Genomic DNA, 21,632 nt, shown 5'->3' on the forward strand with positions numbered 1-21,632 from the left:
AAAGATCATCTGCATCAAACGCGCTTGGCGCTGTTTGCATCGCTGCGAATCGTTGTGTTCGTCAGCAGCAGAGAAACGAGATTATGTAGCAGTTAGTTCATCGCGTCAACTACTTTTTTGCGATTCGTTTTAAATTTTTTCGTCTTCGCTTTTGCTACCGCTCGACGACTTCCATTTAAAACGCCCTTCAACCTGCTTCACTACTCATCTGCCTCGCCCACCTTCGTCGCTCTGTTTTTCAACTTCGCTTCGTGTGTCGCGTCAGCAGGGGGCGAACTATAGCAACCCACCCAACACCGCGCAAGACCTTTTTCTAAAATATTCGAAAATAATTTACAGGGCCCGGAACGATCAACCTTCTTTCTCAATATCCACCCGAGTTCATCCCCCCTCCAAACGACGCGCCAGGCCAGGCTGACCGCCTGTATTCACCGGCTGCTACAGGACGCGATGATAGTATTGGCATCCTTTCCCCGCTGCTCCCTATCTCTCCATGCGTATTCTTATAACAGGCGCTTCCGGTTTCGTTGGCCAAGCTTTGATTCGCAAACTTGCTTGCGAAGGTGGCCATCATTTGCGGGCGGCACTTCGCCGCGCTGCCAACCTGGCCTTGAACTACGACAACCTGGAAAAACTGGCCGTGGAAGGGCTGACGCCAGAGACCGACTGGTCCGCCGCGCTGGATGACATGGATGCGGTGATCCACTGCGCGGCCCGTGTACACGTGATGAACGAGACCGCTGGCGACCCCCTGTCGGAATTCCGCAGGACCAACGTCGAAGGAACACTGGCACTGGCACGTCAAGCGCAGCAGGCGGGGGTCCGACGATTCATCTTCATCAGTTCGATCAAGGTCAATGGCGAGGAAACTCAATCTGGACACCCCTTTACTGCCGACGATATACCCGCTCCGGCCGATCCCTATGGCATTTCCAAGCTGGAAGCCGAACAGGCACTGGGGGAGCTGCTGCGCCATGGCACTATGGAATTGGTGGTGATAAGACCGGTGTTGATCTATGGCCCAGGAGTCAAAGCCAATTTCCTGAGCATGATCCGCTGGCTGGATAAAGGAGTGCCACTACCCCTTGGTGGCATCACGAACAACCGTCGTAGCCTGGTAGCACTGGATAACCTGGTGGACTTGATCAGCGTCTGCCTAGCCCATCCGAATGCCGCGAACCAGGTATTCCTGGCGTCGGATGGAGAAGACCTTTCGACCACGGCCATGCTCAGACGCATTGCCCATGCCCTGGGCAGGTCGCCGCTCCTGCCTCCGCTACCGGCTTCCTGGTTAACGCTGGCAGCACGCCTGGTGGGCAAGCCCGGGATCGCACAGCGCCTTTGCGGCTCACTGCAGGTCGACATCAGCAAGAACCGCGATCTGCTCGGCTGGACTCCCAGGGTAACGGTCGACGACGCTTTTCAGAAAACCGTCGACGCCTATCGCCGGGCCTGACCATCCTTCAAGAACCCCTCCAGCAGAGAAAGAGTTCGACCGGTTGCGCCCTGATGACGTTGCGCAAAGACCTTCGCGGACCGCGACTTATCATCCATGCTCTTGTGGTTGGACACAAGTTCTCTCCACTGGCGTAGCAATGTGTCCGCATTCTCCACACGGGTGGCTGCGCCATCGGCAATGGCATCTTCTGTAATACGCTGGAAATTGAAAGTATGTGGGCCGATCAACACCGGCTTGCCCAGGGCGAGTGCCTCAATCAGGTTTTGCCCGCCGAGCGGCAACAGACTGCCTCCGATGAAGGCGACATCGCAGAGCGCATAGTAGGCGAACATCTCCCCCATGGAATCACCCAGCAGGACATCCACATCCCGCAAGTCGGCGTCCTGCTCCAGTGCAGAGCGTCGCTGTACGCGCAGGCCGCGCGCGCCGATCATGTCGGCGACCTCGTCGAATCGCTGAGGGTGACGCGGCACGATGACCGTCAGCCAGTCAGACCGACCTTCCCTGGCCAATGCATCAAGAATCAGGACCTCCTCCCCTTCCCGCGTACTGGCGCACAGCAGCACCTGGCGCGCCCCAATCCGGCGTTTCCATTCCAGGCCGCGCGCCACCACGGCAACAGGGGGATCAACGTCGAACTTGAGGCTACCGGTAACGACGACCTGGCGCGCGCCGAAGGCACGAAGACGCTGCGCATCGGCATCCGATTGCGCTGCCACAACATGGATGGACGCGGCCGCTGGCCTCAACAGAGCCGCAAAACGCAGCCCACGTCGCAGCGAGCGCTCCGACAAACGGGCGTTGGCCAGCATCACTGGCACCTGGTACCGGCGGCATTGAGCGATCATGTTGGGCCAGACTTCGGTTTCCATCAGCACGCATACTTCTGGACGAAAGTGACGCAGGAAACGGGCGCACATCCATCCGATGTCATACGGCAAGAAGCTTTGCACCACGCGCGCGCCGTGCTTGCCATAGACCTGGGCTCCGGTAGCCCGACCCGTGGCGGTCATGCAGGTCAGAAGGATGGAATGCTGAGGATATTGCTGCAACAGGGCGTCGATGAGGGGCTCGGCGGCGCGGGTCTCTCCGACCGACACCGCGTGCACCCAGATGAAACGCGCCTGCGGATCAGGCAGGCGTGGATAGACGCCCAGCCGTTCGCTCACATGCGCCCGGTAGCCAGGCTCCTTGCTGCCACGCCTCCAGAGACGCAGCAACACCAGCGGCAGCACCAGCCACCAGATCAGGGAATACAGCAGCCGCATCTCAGACCAGGGGATGGCCGACCAGCCGTGTGAGGATGGCCAGCGGACTGGATTGCGGATCGTATTGCTGTTCCGGTGCCAGGTGCAGGGTCTGCTCCATCATGTATTGGCCTGACATGACGGCGTGGGACGCCTGATCGGAGAAGCAGATCCAGACCGAGCCGGCGGCAAAGGGCATGGAGACCTGCTGGGCATTCTGCTGGTATTGCATGTCACCCTTCATGCCGTCGTGCAGCTGGAGCATCAGGTGATCGTACTCGCTGCGCAGGGACTTGGTGACATGCAATGCCTTCAGTACACTCGCCTGCCACGGGACGTAGGGCTTGGCGCGCGGCAGAAAGCGCCGGGCCACGGTTTCAAAAGGCTCGCCTACACGCCAGACACGCGGCACGCCTTCCGGGTTGATATTGGTGAACACGCGCAGGATACGCTCGCCATAGTTCGGCCGTGATGGAAACGCGTCGACGTGCATGCGGCGGTCGTCAGCCCGCCAAGACTGGGCACGGGTTTCCACCTGCATCGGCCGATAACTGGTGGGCGCCACTCGCAGGGCATCGCGATACTTGGGCAGGAGAGTATGTACCAGCGACAGCGCCTGCTCGCGGAAGCGCCCCACCATGGCGGCCAGGGCCAGTTGCTGCTCCGTGCCACCAGCGGCCCCTTTAATATGTCCCCGCGCGTCCAGGCTGATATTGCGGGACTTCGGAGCACGCACCGCCGGATCGAGCAGCATCTGCTCGGACTGCATCAGCTGAAAGGCCAAGTGCGGGAAATACAGCACCTTGCCGGCTTCCAGCGCGGCGATCCATTCCTGATTGGGATTGTTGACCCGCCATTCATTCAGGCCGATCTCGATAATTTGCGATTCCATGGCGCGTATTATGCCCGCAAGCGTCAACGCCGTGTGGTGATGCTGGCGCCACCGGTGGCCGCAAAACCCCGCCACAAGCGGCTGGGAGGCCAGGTTTGACAGTTTGCCACCGGGATTTGATCTGTTTCAATAATCCGGGTCGATGCCTTGACCGGTCGGGAGCCCTCAGTCCAGCAAACCCAGTGCGGCGGACAGCACAGCATCCTCGGCCGGCGGCGCTCCCAGATCCCCCAGGTTGACGATCCGAGGCGACCAGTCACCTTCGGTTTTCCAGCGCGGAGAGTCACAATAGAGCTCGACCGTGGGCTTGCAGTAGGCAGCGGCGATGTGGGTCAGGCCGGTATCCAGCCCGATCACCAGTCTTGCCTGCTGTACCAGCGCCACCGCCTGCATCAGCGGCAATGCCGGCAACACGGTGGCCCCGGGAATGCCCGCTGCCAGTTGCTGCGCGGCCGCCTGTTCCCGTGCGCTGCCCCACGGCAACAACACCGGCAGGCCGCGAGCCGACAGGTCCTGCCCCAACCGAATCCATTGTGCCTGCGGCCACTGCTTGGCGGCACGTGCGGTGCCATGGAAGAAGACCGCATAAGGAATCTCCGGCATCCAGGGCCAGCGTGCCGGTTGCGGTGCCTGCAGAGCGAAATCGGGCTCACCCTCGACCTGGTAGCCCAATGCACCGGCAGCCACCAGGCGCGCGCGCATGACGGCATGGGTGCGCCGAGCGACTGTGATGCTCTGGTCATGGAAGACCCGTGAGAGCGGCTCATAGCCCGATCCCTCGGTGGCATTGGCCAGGCCCACGCGACGCCCCTGATCGGCCAGCCGCGCCATGCGCATGACCACGCTGGTCTTGAGCAGGCCCTGAGTATCGAACACCACGTCGTAGCGTTCGGCGCGCAGTTGCCTTCGGAAAGCCGCGATCTCGGCGCGCGTGGCGGCAGAGAACAAGGTCTTGCGCCAGCGACGCAAGGCAATCGGAATCACATTGTGGACGTGGGGATTGAGGCGGACGAGGCTGGTATAGGCCTCCTCCACCACCCAGTCGATCTGTGCGGCAGGAAAATGGCGATGGATGTCCGCGACCATCGGCATGTTGTGGACGACGTCCCCCAAGGAGGAAACGCGGACGATTAGGATTTTCAAGGCTGGCCCACTCTGGCTGAACTTAACTGTGGGCCAGCATCTTACCTCATCAAGCCGTCAGAACGGCAGTGCGACGTCGGGACGAGCTGCCAGGATGACCTTGCGGAACTCACCCTGAATGCGCGCCAGCGCTTCCGCAGTCTCGGCCTCGAAGCGCAGCACCACTACTGGCGTGGTATTGGAGGACCGCGCCAGACCAAAGCCATCGGCATATTCCACGCGCAGACCGTCGATGGTAATGATGTCCTGGGCGCCCTCGAACTTGGCATCGCTTTGCAGCTTGCCGATCAACGCGACGTTCTCACCTTCCTGCAGCTGCAGTTGCAGTTCCGGGGTGCTGACCGATTGGGGCAGCGCATTGAGGATCGCCGACGGGTCGCTCTGGCGCGCCATCAGTTCCAGCATCCGCACGCCGGCATAGAGACCGTCGTCGAAACCGAACCAGCGGTCCTTGAAGAAGATGTGACCGCTCATCTCGCCGCCCAAGGGCGCACCCGTTTCACGCAGCTTGGCCTTGACCAGCGAGTGGCCGGTCTTCCACATCAGCGGCTGCCCTCCGCGGGCGCTGATCCAGGGTGCCAGGTGGCGGGTGCACTTGACGTCGTAGAGGATTTGCTTGCCCGGATTGCGGGTCAGCACATCTTCGGCGAAGAGCATCAGTTGGCGGTCCGGGTAGATGATCTGGCCGTCCTTGGTCACCAGGCCGAGGCGGTCGCCGTCGCCGTCGAAGGCCAGGCCGAGTTCATTGTCGGTTTCCTGCAGGCACCGAATGAGATCCTGCAGATTTTCCGGGTGTGCCGGATCGGGATGGTGATTGGGGAAGTTGCCGTCGACCTCACAGAACAATTCAGTCACTTCGCAGCCAAGTGCACGGTAGATCTCAGCGGCGAAAGCGCCGGCCACGCCATTACCACAATCGACGGCGATCTTCAGCGGGCGCGCCAGCTTGACGTCCGAGATCATGCGGGCAATGTAGGCGTCCTTGATGTCATGCGTGCTGTAGCTGCCGGTGCCCTGCGGGAATTCACCCTTGACGATGGCGTGGTACAGGGCCTGGATGGTCTCTCCATGGATGGCCTCGCCCGCCAGCACCATCTTGAAGCCGTTGTAGTCGGGCGGGTTGTGGCTGCCGGTGACCATGATGCCCGACTGGGTGTCCAGCACGTGGGTGCCGAAATAGACCATGGGGGTCGCGACCATGCCCAGGTCGATCACGTCCACACCCACTGACTGCAAACCCTTGGCCAGCGCAGCGGCCAGCGCAGGGCCGGACAGGCGACCGTCACGGCCGATCACGACCTTCTTTTGTCCTTTGGCCAGCGCGGCAGCGCCGAAGGCCTGACCGATCTGATAGGCGACCTGGGCGTCCAGGGTTTTGTCGATGATGCCGCGGATGTCGTAGGCTTTGAAGATGGAATGGGAGAGGATGGTCATTGATGGCATCAATACGTCAGGACTACGTGAAGGAAGATTAAACAGCTCAAGCAGGCAGCTTGGAAAGGTCTTCGGTTGAGTGCACCTCGGCAATGTTGATCCAGTCCACGATCTCTCCAGCTGGCTCATAGCCTGTTACCAGGGCGGCCAACAGACCTCGGATCGCGTCCACGTCATTGGCTTCCAGCAACGTCACGAGTTGCACCAATCGGGCCTTCAACTCCGGCCACAGCAAATGTTCCTCATGGGCGCGCAAAATACGGGGATGGGCAGTACGCTTCGCATTTTCTCCGATGAGGAGTTCTTCGTAAAGCTTTTCACCTGGGCGCAAGCCAGTCACCTGAATCTCGATATCCCCTTGGGGACGCTGCTCGTCGCGGACCGTCAGTCCCGAGAGCTGCACCATGCGGTAAGCCAAGTCAATGATCTTGATCGGCTCGCCCATTTCCAGCAGGAATACATCCCCGCCTTCAGCCATGGCGGCGGCCTGTATGACCAGCTGCGCCGCTTCAGGAATCGTCATGAAATAACGAGTGACCTCGCGATCTGTCAGCGTAATCGGGCCACCCAAACTGATCTGCTGGCGGAAGAGCGGAACCACGGAACCAGAAGAGTCAAGTACGTTGCCGAATCGCACCATGGAAAAACGGGTGCGGACCGGGGTTAGCTGCTCGTACCGCTCGTCCAAGCTGAGGCACACTGACGGGCTGCTGGCCAGCGCCTGCAGGATCATCTCTGCCACACGCTTGGTCGCGCCCATGATATTGGTCGGGCGTACCGCCTTATCGGTACTGACCAGCACGAAATCCTGCACGCCCCATGCGATGGCTGCGCGGGCAACGTTGTAGGTACCAAGAACGTTGTTGCGGATACCTTCGGCCGGATTGTGCTCGACCAGCGGAACATGCTTGTAGGCAGCCGCATGATAGATAGTACGAGGACGCCAGGTGCGGCAAATTTGCTCAATGCGATCATAGTCCTTGATACTGCCCAGCAAAGGAATCAGGTGGATATCGCTGCCTTGGCTCTCCACTTCCTTGAGTAGCTCCTTGTGGATGCTATAAAGACTGAATTCGTTGTGATCGAGCAGCAGCAGATGGCTGGGTTGCGCCGCAATGATCTGACGGCACAGTTCGCTTCCGATGCTGCCGCCCGCGCCGGTCACCAGAACGACCTTGTCGCTGATGTTCCGACTGATCAGAGTGAGATTGGGCGCAACCGGTTCACGCCCCAGGAGATCGATGATATCCAACTCGTGGATGTCAGCCACCTTGACGCGGCCCTTGGCGAGATCGGAAAGATCGGGCAAGGAACTGACATGCACATGGAATTTACGCAATTGCTCGATGATCTCGTTACGACGGGCCCGTGAAGCCGAAGGCACTGCGAGCAGCACATCGGTGACGGCAAACATGCCAATGACCCGCTCGACCTCTGATGCCGGGTAGACCTTGAGATTGTTGATCAGCTTGCCGGCCATTTCCGGCTGGTCATCCAGGAAACCGATAACCCGGAACTGGCGACGTCGATGCAGCACGTCGGCGATCTGCGCACCTGCAGATCCGGCACCATAAATGAGCATGCGCGAGGGTCGCTGCGCGCCATGCTCGCCATCAGCTTGGCTGAGCCACAAACGCGCAAAGGCGCGCGTACCGCCTACCATGGAAAACATCAGCAACGGCTGGAGGACACCAACAGAACGCGGCACGCCGGGCAAGCCCATCCACAGCAGGAAGAGGAAGTAGATAGCACCATACACCGCCACTGCCTTGGCTATGGACACCATGGCCGCGATCCCGGTATACCGGAAGACGGCACGATAGAGCCCGAACCGCAAAAAGATCGGCAAAGAAAGCAAAGGTGCGACCTGATAGGCATGCCATTGGTAGCCCTCGGGGAAGTGCAAGGTATCCAGCCGCAGCGAAAACGCTATCCAGGTCGACAGGATACAAATGAAAACGTCGACCGCAATGGCAATACCCTGCTTGGTCGCACGGGGCAGATGAATGATTTGTCGTCGCATGAACCGGCTCTAATGAGATACACCACTACGGCTGAGTACCTTGCGAGCAGTCTCCCAGATGATATAGAGGTCGAAAAAGAAGGAACGGCGCGTCAGATATTCCACGTCGAATTGAACCTTGACATCGAGCGGCAATTCGTCCCGACCATTGATCTGCGCCCACCCTGTCAACCCGGGCGTCAATTCAGAGACACCCTTGAGAGTACGCATCTGGATGAGATCCTCCTGATTGTATAGCGCCGGGCGCGGCCCTACGAAACTCATGTCGCCCTTGAGGATGCACCACAGCTGGGGCAGTTCATCCAGACTGCTCTTACGCAGGAATCCACCGATCGGGGTCAAATGCGTTTTCGGATCGGCCAACAGATGTGTGGCCACTGCTGGCGTATTGACCCGCATCGTCCGGAACTTGGGCATGCGGAAGATTTTATTGTTCCGGCCCACACGATCAGACCAGTAAATAGCCGGGCCGGAAGAAGTCAAAATCACGAAGAGATAAACGACAATGCAGGGAACAAGAAGCAATACTGCAGCAAACAACGCACTGACAACATCAAAACATCGCTTCATGATTCCGTTCTCGAGAAAATCTCAATGTCGTTAATGAGGGAGGGTAAAAACCATCCGCGACAGATATATGAAAAATATATCTTATATTGCACCAATGCAAGCCCGCAGACGCAGAGAAGAGCCGTCATGATACAATATAATGTTTAGTCAACCACTCAACAAATCGAGCATTTTCTCGGTGAATGAGGGGACATCTGGTATTTGCCCTCAGCATTGATCTGCATCGGCGCCCATGCAAAACAACAATGAAAGGAGTGGCACTCCGTCCTCGCCCTTTCACCGTCAGGACGGTAAGTTAATGGGATCCAGCGGGTTGACGACATGACAGAGGCGCTGGGACAGCCCTTGAAGGCTGACCGACAGCATCGAACAACAACAGCGCAAATGAAATTGATCCGGGCCTGGAAGCAGGTCGAGTTGACTGCCTCCTCTTCCATCCAACGCTATGAGCACCGCCGCAATGACAGCCAGCAAAAAGATTTATGTAGCCGGACACCGGGGTATGGTTGGCTCCGCGATCGTCCGCCAACTGCGTAACGCAGGTCACGGCAATATTATTGTCAGGACACACGCGGAACTGGACCTGACCAGTCAGCAGGAAGTCAAGGAGTTCTTTGACCGTGAGCGGCCTGACGAGGTCTACCTCGCTGCCGCCAAAGTGGGCGGCATTCATGCCAACAACACTTACCCGGCTGAGTTCATCCACCAAAATCTGATGATTCAGGCCAATGTCATCGATTCAGCCTTTCGCGCTGGCGTGACGAAACTGCTGTTCCTGGGTTCCAGCTGCATCTATCCCAAGTTTGCCGCACAGCCGATCAAGGAAGATGCATTGCTGACCGGGCAACTTGAGCCGACCAACGAACCCTATGCGATAGCCAAGATTGCGGGGATTAAGCTCTGTGAAAGCTACAACCGCCAGTACGGCTCCTCCCATCAGATCGACTACCGCAGCGTCATGCCGACCAACCTCTACGGTGAGGGCGACAACTACCATCCGGACAATTCGCATGTGATTCCGGCATTGATCAGACGTTTCCACGAGGCCAAACTGAACCAGAAACCCGAGGTGGTCGTATGGGGAAGCGGCACACCCATGCGCGAATTCCTGTACGTGGACGACATGGCGGCGGCCTGCGTACATGTCATGCAGCTTCCGGCAGAGGAATATCAGCGCCACACCACGCCGATGCTCAGCCACATCAACGTGGGCTACGGCAGTGACGTGAGCATTCGAGAATTGGCAGCGCTGGTGGCAGAGACTGTAGGATATACGGGCGAATTGAAGTTCGACGCCAGCAAACCCGATGGCACACCCCGCAAACTGATGGACAGTTCCCGCCTTGCGTCACTGGGATGGAAGGCCAAGGTCGACCTGCGACAAGGGCTCAACATTACCTATCGTGAATTTCTGAAAGTCTATTCGGCATGACAACCTCTTCCCAATCGATGCAAAAAGTGGCCCTGATCACCGGCGTCACCGGCCAAGACGGCTCCTATCTGGCGGAATTCCTGCTGGAAAAGGGTTACATCGTGCACGGCATCAAGCGCCGTGCCAGCCTGTTCAACACCCAGCGGATCGACCACATCTACCAGGATCCGCATATCGAAAACAGCAATTTCAAATTGCACTACGGCGACTTGAGCGACACTAGCAACCTGATTCGCATCATCCAGGAAACCCAGCCGGACGAGATTTACAATCTCGGCGCACAAAGTCACGTAGCAGTCAGCTTCGAAAGTCCGGAATACACCGCCGATGTCGATGCCATCGGTACGCTGCGGATCCTGGAAGCCATCCGTATTCTGGGTCTGGAAAAGAAGACCCGCTTCTACCAGGCCAGCACCAGCGAACTCTATGGTCTAGTACAGGAAACGCCACAGAGTGAGACCACCCCGTTCTATCCGCGCAGCCCCTATGCCGTTGCCAAGATGTACGCCTACTGGATCACCGTCAACTACCGAGAAGCTTACGGAATCTATGCATGCAACGGCATCCTGTTCAACCACGAGAGCCCACGCCGCGGCGAGACCTTCGTGACCCGCAAGATCACGCGTGGTCTGGCCAATATCAGCCAAGGCCTCGAAGAATGCCTGTATATGGGCAACATCGATGCATTGCGCGACTGGGGTCACGCCCGTGACTATGTACGCATGCAATGGCTGATGCTGCAGCAAGAGCAGCCAGAGGACTTCGTCATTGCCACCGGCGTACAGATCAGCGTGCGCTCGTTCATCGAGAAGACAGCTGCGGCCCTGGGTATGCAACTGACCTGGAAGGGCCAGGGTGTGGATGAGGTCGGATACTGGAGTGACCGTGAGATCGTTCGCATCGACCCGCGTTACTTCCGCCCTACCGAAGTGGAGACCCTGCTGGGGGACCCAACCAAGGCAAAGGAAAAACTTGGCTGGGTACCGGAAATCACCGTCGACCAGATGATCGAAGAGATGGTCGCTCACGATCTTTCTCAAGCCAAACAGCACGCATTGCTCAAGCAGCACGGTTTTGAAGTCCCTGTGAGCACCGAATGAGATGAAAGCAGTCATCCTGGCCGGCGGGCTTGGCACGCGCATCTCGGAAGAGACCGACATCAAACCCAAACCGATGGTAGAGGTAGGCGGCATGCCGATTCTCTGGCACATCATGAAGATCTATTCCCACTTCGGCGTGAATGACTTCATCATATGCTGCGGCTATCGCGGTTACGTGATCAAGGAGTATTTCGCCAACTACTTCCTGCACATGTCGGACGTCACGCTGGACCTGAGTCAGAACAGCATGGAAGTCTTGCATCGCTACGCCGAGCCCTGGCGTATCACCTTGCTCAACACTGGCATCGACACCATGACGGGTGGACGGCTAAAGCGTGCGGCTCCCTACCTGCAGGACGAGGAAGCTTTCTTCTTTACCTATGGCGATGGCGTGGGCAACGTCGATATTGCGCAGCTTCTGGACTTCCATCGCTCACAGAAGACCTTGGCAACGCTGACCGCAACCTACCCTCCAGGCCGCTTCGGCGCGCTAGACCTTGCCGGAAACAAGGTCCGCAGTTTCAAGGAAAAACCCAAGGGTGACGGCAACATGATCAACGGCGGCTTTTTCGTGCTCTCGCCCAAGGTGATCGACCTCATCGAGGGTGACCACACCGTGTGGGAAGCCGATCCGCTGGAAGCCTTGGCCACAAAAGGCGAACTGTCTGCGTTCCGCCATGAGGGCTTCTGGCAGCCGATGGATACCCTGCGTGACAAGAATTACCTTGAAAGCCTTTGGTGCGGCGGTAACGCACCTTGGAAGGTGTGGTCATGAATCGCGCGTTTTGGGCTGGCCGCAGGGTTTTCATCACCGGTCATACTGGATTCAAAGGAAGTTGGCTGAGTTTGATGCTGCAAGACGCCCAAGCCGAAGTGACCGGCTTCGCATTGCCTCCACCGACCGAGCCCAGCCTGTTCGAAGAAGCATCCGTCGCCACGGGCATGCGTTCGATCAACGGCGATATACGCGATCAGGCCTGCTTGTTCGACGCCCTGCGACAATCTCGACCAGAAATCGTTCTGCATCTGGCTGCGCAGCCTCTGGTCGGATATTCGTACAGCCATCCGGTTGAGACCTACGCGACCAATGTCATGGGTACGGTGCATTTGCTGGAAGCAGTGCGGCAGACCGGTAGCGTGCGCGCAGTGGTGAATGTCACTACCGACAAATGCTATGAAAACCGCGAGTGGTCCTGGCCCTACCGGGAAAATGAACGCCTGGGTGGCCATGACCCCTACAGCAACAGCAAGGCCTGTTCTGAACTTGTCAGTGCCTGTTTCCGAAGCTCGTTCTTCAGCCCGGAGAGGTTCGACAGTCACGGTGTCGGCTTGGCCACGGCGCGGGCGGGCAATGTCATTGGAGGCGGCGACTGGGCGGACAACCGCCTGATTCCGGATATCCTGGCCGCCTTTGCCCGAGGCGAGCCCGCGGGCATACGGTCGCCGGCATCGGTACGGCCTTGGCAACACGTTCTCGAGCCGCTCGCAGGCTATGCGCGCTTGGCCGAACTGCTGCACGAGCAGGGCCCGCGGTTCGCGCAGGCCTGGAATTTCGGTCCCCATGCAGAAGACACCCGTCCCGTATCGTGGATTGCCGACAAGATGGCAGACCTCTGGGGTGACGGTGCCAGCTGGATCAATAGCGCATCTCTGCAACATCATGAGGCCGGGCAACTGCGCCTGGACAGCACCAGTGCGATGCAGGAATTGAATTGGCAGCCCAGGCTGCGCCTGGAAGAAGCCTTGAAACTCGTCACAGAGTGGGCCAAACGACGTATGCAAGGCGCCGATATCCGTGCGCTTACCTTGGACCAGATCCGCCATTATGGATCGCTTACCCACGCAGATTAAGTCATGCAACAAGCCAAAACCCTACAGATCCGCCAGCAGATCGCTGCTCTGGTCGATGAATACGCAGCCCTGGCGCTGGCTCCCCGGCCTTTCGAACCTGGCGTGACGACGATTCCTCCCTCGGGAAAACTGATCGATGCCGCAGAACTGAAAATGATGGTCGAGGCCTCACTGGATGGATGGCTCACGACTGGCCGCTTTAACGACCAGTTCGAAGCCGCGCTGGCTAGATTCATCGGTGTCGACTACCTCATTACTGTCAATTCGGGCTCGTCGGCGAACTTGGTCGCCTTCTCCACCCTGACATCCCCCAAGCTCGGGGCTCGCGCCATCATTCCGGGCGACGAGGTCATCGGCGTGGCCGCCGGCTTTCCTACGACGGTCAACCCCATCCTCCAATTTGGTGCGGTGCCGGTCTTCGTCGACGTGGAAGTCGGAACGTACAATATCGATGCCTCGAAGATCGAAGCCGCCATCACGCCACGAACCAAGGCCATCATGCTGGCCCATACCCTCGGCAATCCCTACAACCTGTCGATCATCACCTCCCTGTGCAAGAAATATAATCTGTGGCTGATCGAGGATTGCTGCGACGCGCTGGGATCAACCTATGACGGCAAGATGGTGGGGACCTTCGGCGATATCGGCACTCTGAGCTTCTATCCTGCGCACCATATCACCATGGGCGAAGGCGGAGCGGTGTTCACCAACGATCCCCAGCTCAAGCAGATTGCCGAGAGTTTCCGGGATTGGGGGCGTGATTGCTACTGCCCCCCGGGCAAAGACAATACTTGCGGCAAGCGCTTCTGCTGGAAAATGGGACGTCTACCCGAAGGCTACGACCACAAGTACACCTATAGCCACCTGGGCTACAACCTCAAGATCACGGACATGCAGGCGGCCTGCGGTCTTGCGCAACTGGCCAAAGCACCGCTCTTCATCGAACGGCGCAAAGCCAACTTCGCACATCTGAAACAGCGCCTGCAGAGCTGCACAGAATTCCTGATTCTTCCGGAAGCCACCGAAAACAGCCAGCCTTCCTGGTTCGGCTTCCCGATCACCCTGCGCGAGAACGCGCCGGTGAGCCGGGTGGATCTGCTGACCTATCTGGACCAGCAGAAAGTAGGAACTCGCCTGCTGTTTGCAGGGAACCTGACACGACAGCCCTACATGGAAGGCCGCCAGTATCGCGTCAGCGGCGACCTCACCAATACCGACATCGTCATGAACAATACATTCTGGATCGGTGTACAACCAGCGCTGGATCAGGCGATGTTGGACTATGCTGCCGACAAGATCGAACAGTTCCTGGGCGTAAGCTTCTGAAGCATGGAGCAAGCCATGAGCCCAAGTGCCGCCACCTTCAATGCCTCCCGATTGAGGCGTACCGTGCTGGACATGGCCTACGCAGGCGCCACCGTACACATTGCCTGCGCGTTTTCGATCATCGAACTGCTGGCAGTTCTGTACCGCTCATACGTGCGCTATCCCGACGACAATCCCGAGCACCCGGCACGTGACTTCCTGATCCTCAGCAAGGGCCATGGCGTCATGGCGCAATATGCCTGCTTGCTGGAAAAGCAGTGGCTATCGCGCCATGACATCGACCATTATTTTGCCGACGGATCGCTGCTAAAGGGCCTGTCTGATTCCCGCGTCCCCGGCCTGGAGGTGTCGTCCGGATCCCTGGGCCATGGTCTGTCCGTCGGCGTAGGGCTCGCTCTGGCGGCCAAGCTGGATCAGACCGGACAGCGCACCTTTGCATTGCTGGGCGACGGCGAACTCAACGAGGGAACGATCTGGGAAGCAGCGATGTTTGCTGCCCACCATCAGCTCAACGACCTGACCGTGCTTATCGATGCCAATGGTTTCCAGGCAATGGGCAAGACGGATGACATCATTGGTCTCGGCTCCATCGAAAGCAAATTCGCCAGCTTTGGATTCGAAACGATGTCGGTAGACGGCCATGACGAACAACAGATCCATGCAGCGCTCGACACGCTTGGAAAGAGTCCTTCCACCGCGCCCAAGGCTCTGGTGGCACGTACCATCAAGGGTCGCGGCGTGTCGTTCATGGAACATGACAATCGCTGGCATTACGCCCGCCTGGATGCGGACAGCTACGCCCGGGCGATCCACCAGCTATCGGAAGGAAGCGCATGAGAGCCGCGTTCACCGAAGCCCTGCTTGCATTGGCCAAATCCGACCCGCGCGTGCTCCTGCTCACGGGAGATCATGGCTATGCCCTGTTTGATGGCTTCCGTCGCGAATGTCCTCGCCAGTACATCAACGCCGGGATCGCCGAACAGAACATGGTAGGCATGGCGGCGGGTCTTGCCAAGGCGGGATTCCGACCGTTTGTCTACGGCTTGAGCGCCTTCGTGCCGATCCGTGTGCTCGAACAGATCAAGATCGATGTGGCGCACGACAAGCTCCCTGTGGTCTTCCTGGGCGATGGCGCTGGCCTTGTGTACAGCCATCTTGGTACCAGCCACCAGTCCACCGAGGATATCGCCTGCACACGCGCCATCCCCCACCTGGCCATCTATTCGCCAGCCGACCGATTCGAAATGAAGCTCTGCATGCAGATGGCCTACGATGCGCGCGGACCGGTTTACCTGCGCATGGGCAAGAGCGATCGTGGCGATGTCCACAGCGCACCGCTGACGGAGGCAAACGCTGGACAATGGCTTGCCCTCAAACAAGGGACTGCTGGAGCACCCGTGTTTGTGGCCACCGGATCCATGGCCGTCACGGCGCTGAGATTGGCGCGGGAAGCGTTTCCGCAAGCTTCTGTGTGGAGCGCTCCTTGCATCAAACCTGCTCCTGTGGAACAGATTGCAACCCTGTGCAGAGAGAGCGGCTGTGTCGTCACGCTGGAAGAACACTCCGTCATCGGTGGACTAGGCTCCCTGGTCAGCGAAATCGCTTGCACCATGGCGCCTGCGCGCGTGCTACGGATCGGCGTGGAGGATCGGTTTTCGAAGCACTGCGGCACTCACGCCTACCTGCTCAAGGAACACGAAATCGATGACGAATCGATTCGCCACCGCCTTGAAGCATTGCTTCAAGGCGTCTGATCATGCGCATTGCTTTTCTCGGCGCGTCAAGCCAGATTGCGCGCGATCTGGCTCCCTTGTTCGCTGCAGTGCCCGGCCTCGCTCTGGAGCGCTTCCTTCGTGATCCCGATGGCGATGTAGCCTGGCGCACGCAAGCCGGCCTGCATGCGGTTCCAGCCGGCCATCATCTCCACGAATGGACGCAGCGCCCGGCGTTCGACGCCATCGTCAATTTCATCGGTGCCGGCAGTCCGGCCCGTGCCACAGGATTGGGCGCAAATATCCTGGAACTGACCGCGCATTACGATGACATGGTCGTGGCCTATCTGCAGCGACATCGCGGTTGCCGCTACCTGTTCCTCAGCAGCGGCGCAACCTATGGTTCCGACTTCGTGGTACCGGCGCGTCACGACACAGTCGCAAGCTTCCCGGTCAATGCACTAGACCAGCGTCACTGGTATGGCTTGGCCAAGTTCCAGGCGGAGTGCCGGCACCGTGCCAGACCAGAACTGAACATATGCGACATCAGGGTCTTCAGCTACGTCAGCACCAGCCTGGACATGAACAGCCGGTTTCTGCTTGCGGATATCGTGCGGACGTTGGCAGAAGGGGGCACCCTCGATACGTCGAGCCAGGACATTCACCGCGACTACATCAGTCCGCCAGATCTCTTTGCGCTCATGCATAGCATGTTGATGCACGCGCCATGCAATACCGCAGTGGATGTCTACAGCCTGGCACCTGTGGGCAAGATGCAATTGCTGGATCATCTGAGCAAACGCTTCGGATTGCGCTATGAGCTGGTGGAACGGGCCACCGGCCTCAACGCCACAGGCATCAAACCCAATTATTTTTCAGAAAACCGGAAAGCTGCCGAGTTCGGGTATCTGCCCCGGTTCGATTCGCTCTCAGCAGTCATCCATACTGTTGATCAACTTCTTTCCCAGTCCTGATTCAGAAATGAATATTCACCAAACCGAAAAACGCTGGACCACCGTCATCGACGCCAACGCGAATCGCTCCGCCTCGCGCGTGCGCGAGCTCTGGAAGGCCCGCGATCTGATTTTCCTCTTCGTGCGACGGGACTTCGTGACGTTCTACAAGCAGACCATCCTCGGCCCGCTCTGGTTCTTCATCCAGCCGCTCATGACGACACTGGTCTTCACGGTGATCTTCGGACGCATTGCCAATATTCCCACGGATGGAATTCCGCCGTTCCTGTTTTACATGTCGGGCATCATCCTGTGGACCTACCTTTCCTCTTGCATCGAGAAGACTTCGACGATCTTCGTCGAGCAACAGGCCGTTTTTTCAAAGGTCTACTTCCCGCGGCTGTCAGTCCCTGTCTCGATTGTCATCAGCAAGGTATTTTCCTTCGGCATCCAGTTCGTCACGTTTCTCGGTTTCCTCACCTATTACGCTGCGACCGGAGCCACCATTCATTTCCATTGGTGGGCCATTCTGGTCGTACCGTTGCTGCTGGCTTACGTTGCGATCCTGGCCATCTCGATCGGCCTGACGGTATCGGCCCTGACGACCAAGTACCGGGATCTGGCTTTCATGGTCACTTTCGGTGTCCAGCTGTGGATGTACGCGACCCCCATCGTGTATCCAATGTCGCAGGCACCGGACCGGCTCAAGTTGGCGCTAGCCTTCAATCCCATGTCGGCCCCGATCGAGATTTTCCGATTCGCCTTCCTTGGCAATGGCCAGATCTTCGTTCCCGCGATCGTCGCCGGACTGGTCATTACCAGCGCGCTTGCCATCACTGGCGCCAGGCTGTTCAGTAGTGCTGAAAAGACTTTCGTCGACACGATCTAAATCAAGTTAATCCGTATGACCGACAAATCCCAGATCGCCATCGAAATCGACCGCATTTCCAAGGAATACCGTCTTGGTACCATTGGTCACGGTACACTGTATCGCGACTTACAGAGCTGGTGGGCAAAGATCCGTGGCAGACCGGATCCGAATGCCCTGGTCTTCGATGAAGCCACGCCCGAAAAAAAGAATTTAAATCAACGTTTCAAGGCACTCGACGAGATTTCGCTCACCATCAACAAGGGCGACATCATCGGTGTCATTGGCCGTAATGGTGCGGGGAAATCCACGCTACTCAAGCTGCTCTCCCGCATCAGTGCGCCCAGCAGTGGCGAGATCCGCATCAATGGGAGAATTGCCAGCTTGCTCGAAGTCGGTACCGGCTTTCACGCCGAGCTGACAGGCAGAGAAAACGTCTACCTCAATGGCACCATTCTCGGCATGACCAAGGATGAGATCGACGGAAAATTTGACGAAATCGTCGCCTTTTCGGAACTGGAAAAATTCATTGACACACCGGTCAAGCGCTATTCCTCCGGCATGACCGTGCGCCTCGCGTTTTCCATCGCAGCCCATCTTGAACCGGAAATCCTGATCGTCGACGAAGTGCTCGCGGTAGGCGATACATCGTTTCGCAAGAAGTGCATCGGCAAGATGCAGGGCATCTCTCGCGATCATTCCCGCACGATCCTGTTCGTCAGTCATGACATGGGAGCCATCCGCAACCTCTGCACGCGCGGCGTAGTCCTTGAGAAAGGACGCGTCATCTATGACGGTGACGTTGAGACGGCAGTCAAAACCTACAGCGATATCAACAAGGATGACGACCGCAAGGATGGTGTCTTCGAGTTCGACAGCGGCAATAGCAAATATCCGGTGCGCATCACCAAGGCGACGCTGTACAACGGTAAGGGTGAGGTCACATCACGCATCGAATCAATGGACTCCGTCGTGCTTAGCATCGATCTGGAGGGAGAACCGCCCCAGGGAGGATTCAACCTGGAGTGGCGCCTCTTTTCCTACCGTGGCGAGGCCCTTGCCTATGGCTCCAGCTATGCGTTGGATGCAAAGGTCTATGCCATCGGCGATCGCCAGATCCACTGCAAGATCGACAGCTTGCCGCTAGCGGCTGGGGAGTACCACATGACGCTGATGTTGCGCGTCTGGGGGCAGGAGGCATGGGATTACATTGAGCGCGCGGTACTCTTCGAGGTCCTTCCGCAGCCCCACGCCGAGACTGGATTTGAATACGTACTGGAAAGCGCCGGCCCCTTCCGTATTTCCCAGCATTGGTATTGACGCTATCTGAAAGAAGCATTCTTGTGAAAAACTCATCCGATCAGCGCATCCATATCTCCATGATCATGTACGGTGGCCTCTCCTATGGTGGAGCCCACCGGCAGACGATTCGGCTGGCTTGTGCGCTGGATCCCGGACGCTTCGCGATCAATTATTTCTGGTGCAAGCCTAATCCCGACCTGCATTCCGATTTTGTATGGCCGGAACTCGATTACAGCAACATTGAGCTCATGCGCAGCCATGGCATCAACGTGATTGAATTTCAGACCCGAACCCGTGATATCTCGCACCGCTATCAGCGCTGGATCGACACGACGTTCTTCGAGGAATACAACAAGGTCAGAACCGATCTGGTATTCGCAAGTCGAGGCGGATATCCCGAATATCCTTTCATTCTGCTGCGCGAGCCAGTCATCGAGTGGAACATTTTCGGATGCGCAGATCGCTCGGCGAATCTGATCTATTCCGCCGCAATCAGTCACTGGGCGCACGAAACATGGCGCCAGGCCGCGCTGCCCGTCGAAGCAGAGATCGTCTATCCTGCCGTACCCGGCCCGGCTGAGGTCGCTGATCTTCGCGGCCAGCTTGGCATCGATGCCGAGACAATCGTGCTGGGCTTCCATCAGCGTCAGGATGACCATATTTACGGCGAACACGCCCTTCGTGCATATGCACAGGCGCTGCCACTCCTGGAAAAGCCTAGCCGCTTCCTGATCGTAGGCGGTTCGCCAAAGTACCGCAGGCTGGCCGCGGAGCTCGACATTGATGTCGGTTTTCTTCCGATTGCCAAGGACTACGAGGCCGTCTCCAGCTTCCTGCACACCCTCGATATTTTCGCCCACTCGGGTGGCGCCGGCGAAGCGCACGGGACGGTCATCCAGGAAGCGATGATGCACGCACTTCCAAGCATTACCATGCTGATCGAAGGCAAGGCTGACGGCCAGGTCGGCACCATGGCCGGAACAGGCATGGTCACCCGCTCGGTTGCCGAATATGCAGCGGCCATCACGGAGCTGGTCAATGACGAGAACCGGCGCAAGACCTTGGGGGCAATGGCCCACAACATTGCTCACGAACGCTACGCCATCGCTCCGGTAGCACGTCATTTCGAAAAGGTATTCTTGGAAAAAGCCACAGCGTATCGCCGGCGCCGTTTCTCGCGGATCAACAGAGTCGCGGTCGATTACTTCGTCGAGAGCACTCCTTTGCTTCGGCGTATCGTTGCACGTTTCCCCGTCCTGCGGCGCTTCCTGTAATTTCATATCGCCATGTCAGCCAGCCGCCATCCTGCCAATGTCACCGACGCCATGCGTCTGGTAGGGGCCTACTGCGTCGTGTGGTATCACAATCCGTTTTATTGGAACCTGCACGAGCACACCCAATGGGTGGACGCAATGAAGCTGCTTATTCTGGGATGGTCGATGCCGTTTTTCTATACGACTTCGGCTAGGTTCGCCTTCGCTGGAAAAGATGTTTCCCGGCATTTCCAGCGCGTGGTTCGCCTAGTCGCCCTGATCGGCTTCTATACGGTGCTCTACGAGTTGCTGCACTGGAACCTTCCCACTTCGCTCGCCAGCCACTGCTTTGGAAGCAGCACCGCGGACTGCTCCCCCGGGCTGGTCTTCGAGACCTTGCGCAACGTCGGCAATACCCCCGGATATTATTTGTCAGACCTGATCGTGATGCACCTGCTGGCCATGCTGGTGGCAGCGCGTCCCTTCATCGGCAAGGGTCTGGCCATCGTTGGCGGAATTGCCCTATTCGCGGGCTGGATTAGGCTGGGCGGCCTGTTCCTCAATCCGCTGGGCCTGTTTGGCTTGAGTGCAGCGCTGGGCTATATTTATCTCGTGGCGCCCCGCCTCTCAGGGTATCGACGCGTCTCGCTGGCGCCAGTGCCGACCGCCGCAATGGCGCTGGGCTTCGTTCTGTTGTGGGGCGTCGCCAACCTCCTGCAGGCGCAGAACCAGTACTGGAACGACACGAGCAATATACTTCTGTTCCTTCCTCTGCTTTTGCTCTTCATGGCACTGAGCGATCTTATACGGCCCGAGGGGCGCCTGACGTTGCTTGTCTCCGAGTGGGGCAGAAAGTATGCCTTTGGCATCTTCATCTTTCACCAGCTCTGCTTCGATCTTCTGGCACCCCGGGTCGCCCAGGTTACGATGAAGCTGGTTCAGGGCGATAATGCGCTTACCCTCTATGTGCTCTCGTCCATCGTCATTTCAGCGGCCGCCACGATCGTCACCGCCATCATACGAAAGGCAGCGCCTGTGCTCCTGACGCCGTGACGATCAACTTTGGC

19 protein-coding genes are annotated in these 21,632 nt (G+C 58.2%); 13 read left to right on the forward strand and 6 right to left on the reverse strand.

Going from position 1 to position 21,632, the window contains the following annotated elements; genetic code table 11:
• The first annotated feature begins 493 nt into the window (after window positions 1–493).
• A complete protein-coding gene (locus I5R65_RS11860; protein WP_180667717.1) occupies window positions 494–1,456 on the forward strand; it encodes an SDR family oxidoreductase in 963 nt (320 codons plus the stop codon).
• On the opposite strand, the gene waaA is transcribed toward I5R65_RS11860, so the two are convergent.
• The 6 genes from waaA to I5R65_RS11890 form a co-directional block, all read right to left on the reverse strand.
• On the reverse strand, window positions 1,441–2,727 hold the full coding sequence (gene waaA / locus I5R65_RS11865) for a lipid IV(A) 3-deoxy-D-manno-octulosonic acid transferase (protein ID WP_180667719.1): 1,287 nt from the start codon (window positions 2,725–2,727) through the stop codon (window positions 1,441–1,443). The genes I5R65_RS11860 and waaA overlap by 16 nt on opposite strands.
• 1 nt (window position 2,728) lies before the next feature.
• A complete protein-coding gene (locus tag I5R65_RS11870) occupies window positions 2,729–3,598 on the reverse strand; it encodes a Kdo hydroxylase family protein (RefSeq protein WP_180667720.1) in 870 nt (289 codons plus the stop codon).
• Window positions 3,599–3,763: 165 nt separating this feature from the next.
• A complete protein-coding gene (gene waaC / locus I5R65_RS11875) occupies window positions 3,764–4,741 on the reverse strand; it encodes a lipopolysaccharide heptosyltransferase I (protein WP_180667722.1) in 978 nt (325 codons plus the stop codon).
• 57 nt (window positions 4,742–4,798) lie between these two features.
• Entirely contained in the window at window positions 4,799–6,175 is a 1,377-nt protein-coding gene (locus tag I5R65_RS11880; RefSeq protein WP_180667723.1) for a phosphomannomutase/phosphoglucomutase, read from the reverse strand.
• 46 nt (window positions 6,176–6,221) lie between these two features.
• Window positions 6,222–8,198, reverse strand: a complete 1,977-nt coding sequence (locus I5R65_RS11885; protein WP_180667725.1) for a nucleoside-diphosphate sugar epimerase/dehydratase — start codon at window positions 8,196–8,198, stop codon at window positions 6,222–6,224.
• A gap of 9 nt (window positions 8,199–8,207) precedes the next feature.
• The gene (locus tag I5R65_RS11890; RefSeq protein WP_180667727.1) at window positions 8,208–8,768 is read right to left on the reverse strand and encodes a sugar transferase; all 561 of its coding nucleotides are present in this window, start codon (window positions 8,766–8,768) and stop codon (window positions 8,208–8,210) included.
• 445 nt (window positions 8,769–9,213) lie between these two features.
• On the opposite strand from I5R65_RS11890, the gene I5R65_RS11895 reads away from it, so the two are divergent.
• Genes I5R65_RS11895 through I5R65_RS11950 form a run of 12 tightly spaced genes read left to right on the forward strand, consistent with a single transcriptional unit; the run spans window position 9,214 to window position 21,618 of the window.
• Window positions 9,214–10,200: a GDP-L-fucose synthase family protein gene (locus tag I5R65_RS11895; RefSeq protein WP_370460934.1), complete on the forward strand. Its 987-nt coding sequence runs from the start codon at window positions 9,214–9,216 to the stop codon at window positions 10,198–10,200.
• 17 nt (window positions 10,201–10,217) lie between these two features.
• Complete coding sequence (gmd, locus tag I5R65_RS11900; RefSeq protein ID WP_180668135.1) at window positions 10,218–11,300, forward strand: GDP-mannose 4,6-dehydratase; 1,083 nt, start codon at window positions 10,218–10,220, stop codon at window positions 11,298–11,300.
• A gap of 1 nt (window position 11,301) precedes the next feature.
• Window positions 11,302–12,075 carry a glucose-1-phosphate cytidylyltransferase gene (gene rfbF, locus I5R65_RS11905; RefSeq protein WP_180667729.1) on the forward strand — a complete coding sequence of 258 codons (774 nt, stop codon included), beginning with the start codon at window positions 11,302–11,304 and terminating at the stop codon, window positions 12,073–12,075.
• A complete protein-coding gene (rfbG, locus tag I5R65_RS11910; protein ID WP_180667731.1) occupies window positions 12,072–13,151 on the forward strand; it encodes a CDP-glucose 4,6-dehydratase in 1,080 nt (359 codons plus the stop codon). Before rfbF ends, rfbG begins: the two co-directional genes overlap by 4 nt.
• Window positions 13,152–13,154: 3 nt before the next feature.
• Entirely contained in the window at window positions 13,155–14,477 is a 1,323-nt protein-coding gene (rfbH, locus tag I5R65_RS11915; protein ID WP_180667732.1) for a lipopolysaccharide biosynthesis protein RfbH, read from the forward strand.
• Window positions 14,478–14,492: 15 nt separating this feature from the next.
• The gene (locus tag I5R65_RS11920) at window positions 14,493–15,314 is read left to right on the forward strand and encodes a transketolase (protein WP_180667733.1); all 822 of its coding nucleotides are present in this window, start codon (window positions 14,493–14,495) and stop codon (window positions 15,312–15,314) included.
• Window positions 15,311–16,231, forward strand: coding sequence for a transketolase family protein (locus I5R65_RS11925; protein WP_180667734.1), 921 nt, complete (start codon window positions 15,311–15,313; stop codon window positions 16,229–16,231). Before I5R65_RS11920 ends, I5R65_RS11925 begins: the two co-directional genes overlap by 4 nt.
• A gap of 2 nt (window positions 16,232–16,233) precedes the next feature.
• Complete coding sequence (locus I5R65_RS11930) at window positions 16,234–17,163, forward strand: NAD-dependent epimerase/dehydratase family protein (RefSeq protein ID WP_180667736.1); 930 nt, start codon at window positions 16,234–16,236, stop codon at window positions 17,161–17,163.
• 7 nt (window positions 17,164–17,170) lie between these two features.
• Complete coding sequence (locus I5R65_RS11935) at window positions 17,171–18,031, forward strand: ABC transporter permease (RefSeq protein WP_180667738.1); 861 nt, start codon at window positions 17,171–17,173, stop codon at window positions 18,029–18,031.
• Between the two features lie 15 nt (window positions 18,032–18,046).
• Window positions 18,047–19,330, forward strand: a complete 1,284-nt coding sequence (locus tag I5R65_RS11940; RefSeq protein ID WP_180667740.1) for an ABC transporter ATP-binding protein — start codon at window positions 18,047–18,049, stop codon at window positions 19,328–19,330.
• Window positions 19,331–19,353: 23 nt separating this feature from the next.
• Window positions 19,354–20,586 (forward strand): glycosyltransferase, encoded by a 1,233-nt coding sequence (locus I5R65_RS11945; protein WP_196872184.1) that lies wholly within the window; start codon window positions 19,354–19,356, stop codon window positions 20,584–20,586.
• Between the two features lie 12 nt (window positions 20,587–20,598).
• Complete coding sequence (locus tag I5R65_RS11950; RefSeq protein ID WP_180667743.1) at window positions 20,599–21,618, forward strand: hypothetical protein; 1,020 nt, start codon at window positions 20,599–20,601, stop codon at window positions 21,616–21,618.
• Window positions 21,619–21,632: the final 14 nt, after the last annotated feature.

The sequence above is a fragment of the Herbaspirillum sp. AP02 genome (genome assembly GCF_015767275.1).
GTDB lineage: Bacteria > Pseudomonadota > Gammaproteobacteria > Burkholderiales > Burkholderiaceae_D > Herbaspirillum.

Coding starts and splice junctions, on each gene's coding strand:
- I5R65_RS11860 (WP_180667717.1), top strand. CDS start 494: ATGCGTATTCTTATAACAGGCGCTTCCGGTTTCGTTGGCCAAGCTTTG.
- waaA (WP_180667719.1), bottom strand. CDS start 2,727: ATGCGGCTGCTGTATTCCCTGATCTGGTGGCTGGTGCTGCCGCTGGTG.
- I5R65_RS11870 (WP_180667720.1), bottom strand. CDS start 3,598: ATGGAATCGCAAATTATCGAGATCGGCCTGAATGAATGGCGGGTCAAC.
- I5R65_RS11880 (WP_180667723.1), bottom strand. CDS start 6,175: ATGACCATCCTCTCCCATTCCATCTTCAAAGCCTACGACATCCGCGGC.
- I5R65_RS11885 (WP_180667725.1), bottom strand. CDS start 8,198: ATGCGACGACAAATCATTCATCTGCCCCGTGCGACCAAGCAGGGTATT.
- I5R65_RS11890 (WP_180667727.1), bottom strand. CDS start 8,768: ATGAAGCGATGTTTTGATGTTGTCAGTGCGTTGTTTGCTGCAGTATTG.
- I5R65_RS11895 (WP_370460934.1), top strand. CDS start 9,214: ATGAGCACCGCCGCAATGACAGCCAGCAAAAAGATTTATGTAGCCGGA.
- gmd (WP_180668135.1), top strand. CDS start 10,218: ATGCAAAAAGTGGCCCTGATCACCGGCGTCACCGGCCAAGACGGCTCC.
- rfbF (WP_180667729.1), top strand. CDS start 11,302: ATGAAAGCAGTCATCCTGGCCGGCGGGCTTGGCACGCGCATCTCGGAA.
- rfbG (WP_180667731.1), top strand. CDS start 12,072: ATGAATCGCGCGTTTTGGGCTGGCCGCAGGGTTTTCATCACCGGTCAT.
- rfbH (WP_180667732.1), top strand. CDS start 13,155: ATGCAACAAGCCAAAACCCTACAGATCCGCCAGCAGATCGCTGCTCTG.
- I5R65_RS11920 (WP_180667733.1), top strand. CDS start 14,493: ATGAGCCCAAGTGCCGCCACCTTCAATGCCTCCCGATTGAGGCGTACC.
- I5R65_RS11925 (WP_180667734.1), top strand. CDS start 15,311: ATGAGAGCCGCGTTCACCGAAGCCCTGCTTGCATTGGCCAAATCCGAC.
- I5R65_RS11930 (WP_180667736.1), top strand. CDS start 16,234: ATGCGCATTGCTTTTCTCGGCGCGTCAAGCCAGATTGCGCGCGATCTG.
- I5R65_RS11935 (WP_180667738.1), top strand. CDS start 17,171: ATGAATATTCACCAAACCGAAAAACGCTGGACCACCGTCATCGACGCC.
- I5R65_RS11940 (WP_180667740.1), top strand. CDS start 18,047: ATGACCGACAAATCCCAGATCGCCATCGAAATCGACCGCATTTCCAAG.
- I5R65_RS11950 (WP_180667743.1), top strand. CDS start 20,599: ATGTCAGCCAGCCGCCATCCTGCCAATGTCACCGACGCCATGCGTCTG.